The sequence below is a fragment of the Bacillus altitudinis 41KF2b genome (assembly GCF_000691145.1).
GTDB lineage: Bacteria > Bacillota > Bacilli > Bacillales > Bacillaceae > Bacillus > Bacillus altitudinis.
Genome location: NZ_ASJC01000027.1, coordinates 1 through 3565 on the forward strand (window position 1 = coordinate 1; position 3565 = coordinate 3565).

Genomic DNA, 3565 nt, shown 5'->3' on the forward strand with positions numbered 1-3565 from the left:
TATCCATACTTGAATACATAGAGTATGAGAAGGCATACCCGGGGAACTGAAACATCTAAGTACCCGGAGGAAGAGAAAGCAAATGCGATTCCCTGAGTAGCGGCGAGCGAAACGGGAACAGCCCAAACCAAGAGGCTTGCCTCTTGGGGTTGTAGGACACTCTATACGGAGTTACAAAGGAACGATATAAGCGAAGAGGTCTGGAAAGGCCCGCCAAAGAAGGTAACAGCCCTGTAACTGAAATGTTGTTCTCTCCAGAGTGGATCCTGAGTACGGCGGAACACGTGAAATTCCGTCGGAATCCGGGAGGACCATCTCCCAAGGCTAAATACTCCCTAGTGACCGATAGTGAACCAGTACCGTGAGGGAAAGGTGAAAAGCACCCCGGAAGGGGAGTGAAATAGATCCTGAAACCGTGTGCCTACAAGTAGTCAGAGCCCGTTAACGGGTGATGGCGTGCCTTTTGTAGAATGAACCGGCGAGTTACGATCCCGTGCAAGGTTAAGCAGAAGATGCGGAGCCGCAGCGAAAGCGAGTCTGAATAGGGCGCATGAGTACGTGGTCGTAGACCCGAAACCAGGTGATCTACCCATGTCCAGGGTGAAGTTCAGGTAACACTGAATGGAGGCCCGAACCCACGCACGTTGAAAAGTGCGGGGATGAGGTGTGGGTAGGGGTGAAATGCCAATCGAACCTGGAGATAGCTGGTTCTCTCCGAAATAGCTTTAGGGCTAGCCTCAAGGTAAGAGTCTCGGAGGTAGAGCACTGATTGGACTAGGGGCCCCTACCGGGTTACCGAATTCAGTCAAACTCCGAATGCCGATGACTTATCCTTGGGAGTCAGACTGCGAGTGATAAGATCCGTAGTCGAAAGGGAAACAGCCCAGACCGCCAGCTAAGGTCCCAAAGTATACGTTAAGTGGAAAAGGATGTGGAGTTGCTTAGACAACCAGGATGTTGGCTTAGAAGCAGCCACCATTTAAAGAGTGCGTAATAGCTCACTGGTCGAGTGACTCTGCGCCGAAAATGTACCGGGGCTAAACGTATCACCGAAGCTGCGGACTGTTCTTACGAACAGTGGTAGGAGAGCGTTCTAAGTGCAGTGAAGTCAGACCGGAAGGACTGGTGGAGCGCTTAGAAGTGAGAATGCCGGTATGAGTAGCGAAAGACGGGTGAGAATCCCGTCCACCGAATGCCTAAGGTTTCCTGAGGAAGGCTCGTCCGCTCAGGGTTAGTCGGGACCTAAGCCGAGGCCGAAAGGCGTAGGCGATGGACAACAGGTTGATATTCCTGTACCACCTCCTCACCATTTGAGCAATGGGGGGACGCAGGAGGATAGGGTAAGCGCGGTATTGGATATCCGCGTCCAAGCAGTTAGGCTGGGAAATAGGCAAATCCGTTTCCCGTGAAGGCTGAGCTGTGATGGCGAGCGAAATTTAGTAGCGAAGTTCCTGATTCCACACTGCCAAGAAAAGCCTCTAGCGAGGTGAGAGGTGCCCGTACCGCAAACCGACACAGGTAGGCGAGGAGAGAATCCTAAGGTGATCGAGAGAACTCTCGTTAAGGAACTCGGCAAAATGACCCCGTAACTTCGGGAGAAGGGGTGCTTCTTAGGGTGTTAAAGCCCCGAGAAGCCGCAGTGAATAGGCCCAGGCGACTGTTTAGCAAAAACACAGGTCTCTGCGAAGCCGTAAGGCGAAGTATAGGGGCTGACGCCTGCCCGGTGCTGGAAGGTTAAGAGGAGCGCTTAGCGTAAGCGAAGGTGCGAATTGAAGCCCCAGTAAACGGCGGCCGTAACTATAACGGTCCTAAGGTAGCGAAATTCCTTGTCGGGTAAGTTCCGACCCGCACGAAAGGCGCAACGATCTGGGCACTGTCTCAACGAGAGACTCGGTGAAATTATAGTACCTGTGAAGATGCAGGTTACCCGCGACAGGACGGAAAGACCCCGTGGAGCTTTACTGCAGCCTGATATTGAATGTTGGTACAGCTTGTACAGGATAGGTAGGAGCCTTGGAAACCGGAGCGCTAGCTTCGGTGGAGGCATCGGTGGGATACTACCCTGGCTGTATTGACCTTCTAACCCGCTGCCCTTATCGGGCAGGGAGACAGTGTCAGGTGGGCAGTTTGACTGGGGCGGTCGCCTCCTAAAATGTAACGGAGGCGCCCAAAGGTTCCCTCAGAATGGTTGGAAATCATTCGCAGAGTGTAAAGGCACAAGGGAGCTTGACTGCGAGACCTACAAGTCGAGCAGGGACGAAAGTCGGGCTTAGTGATCCGGTGGTTCCGCATGGAAGGGCCATCGCTCAACGGATAAAAGCTACCCCGGGGATAACAGGCTTATCTCCCCCAAGAGTCCACATCGACGGGGAGGTTTGGCACCTCGATGTCGGCTCATCGCATCCTGGGGCTGTAGTCGGTCCCAAGGGTTGGGCTGTTCGCCCATTAAAGCGGTACGCGAGCTGGGTTCAGAACGTCGTGAGACAGTTCGGTCCCTATCCGTCGCGGGCGCAGGAAATTTGAGAGGAGCTGTCCTTAGTACGAGAGGACCGGGATGGACGCACCGCTGGTGTACCAGTTGTTCTGCCAAGGGCATCGCTGGGTAGCTATGTGCGGACGGGATAAGTGCTGAAAGCATCTAAGCATGAAGCCCCCCTCAAGATGAGATTTCCCATTCCGCAAGGAAGTAAGATCCCTGAAAGATGATCAGGTTGATAGGTCTGAGGTGGAAGCGTGGTGACACGTGGAGCTGACAGATACTAATAGATCGAGGACTTAACCTATATTCTAATGTGAAAAAGGAACGTTGTTATCTATTTTTGAGATCTGAGGTGGAAGCGTGGTGACACGTGGAGCTGACAGATACTAATAGATCGAGGACTTAACCTATATTCTAATGTGAAAAATGAACGTTGTTATCTAGTTTTGAGAGAACATTTTTTGAAATATCTCTTGATTTATTTGCAATACATAGTATAATATCTTTTGTCACTAAATTGTCTGGTGATGATGGCGAAGAGGTCACACCCGTTCCCATACCGAACACGGAAGTTAAGCTCTTCAGCGCCGATGGTAGTTGGGGGTTTCCCCCTGTGAGAGTAGGACATCGCCAGGCTTTCTTCATTCCGCAGTAGCTCAGTGGTAGAGCTATCGGCTGTTAACCGATCGGTCGTAGGTTCGAATCCTACCTGCGGAGCCAAATGGAGAAGTACTCAAGTGGCTGAAGAGGCGCCCCTGCTAAGGGTGTAGGTCGCGCAAGCGGCGCGAGGGTTCAAATCCCTCCTTCTCCGCCATTTTTCTGGCCCGTTGGTCAATTTGGAGAGCTGTCCGAGTGGCCGAAGGAGCACGATTGGAAATCGTGTAGGCGGTAACCCCGTCTCAAGGGTTCGAATCCCTTGCTCTCCGCCACAAGATACATATAATAGAGGGCCCGTTGGTCAAGCGGTTAAGACACCGCCCTTTCACGGCGGTAACACGGGTTCGAATCCCGTACGGGTCACCATTTTTATAGAAATACATACCAGCATTTTATTCGGAGGATTAGCTCAGCTGGGAGAGCATCTGC

The 3565-nt window shown here is 52.2% G+C and carries 4 tRNA genes and 2 rRNA genes; all 6 read left to right on the forward strand.

Features of this window, described 5'->3' with window-relative positions:
- Window positions 1–2783, forward strand: a 23S ribosomal RNA gene (locus BA79_RS18590); the annotation flags it as partial.
- Between the two features lie 216 nt (window positions 2784–2999).
- A 5S ribosomal RNA gene (rrf, locus tag BA79_RS18595) occupies window positions 3000–3115 on the forward strand.
- 9 nt (window positions 3116–3124) lie between these two features.
- Window positions 3125–3199 (forward strand) — tRNA-Asn (locus tag BA79_RS18600).
- A gap of 3 nt (window positions 3200–3202) precedes the next feature.
- Window positions 3203–3293 (forward strand) — tRNA-Ser (locus BA79_RS18605).
- 24 nt (window positions 3294–3317) lie between these two features.
- Window positions 3318–3408: transfer RNA gene (locus BA79_RS18610), tRNA-Ser, on the forward strand.
- A 19-nt stretch (window positions 3409–3427) separates the two neighbouring features.
- Window positions 3428–3502 (forward strand) — tRNA-Glu (locus BA79_RS18615).
- Window positions 3503–3565: the final 63 nt, after the last annotated feature.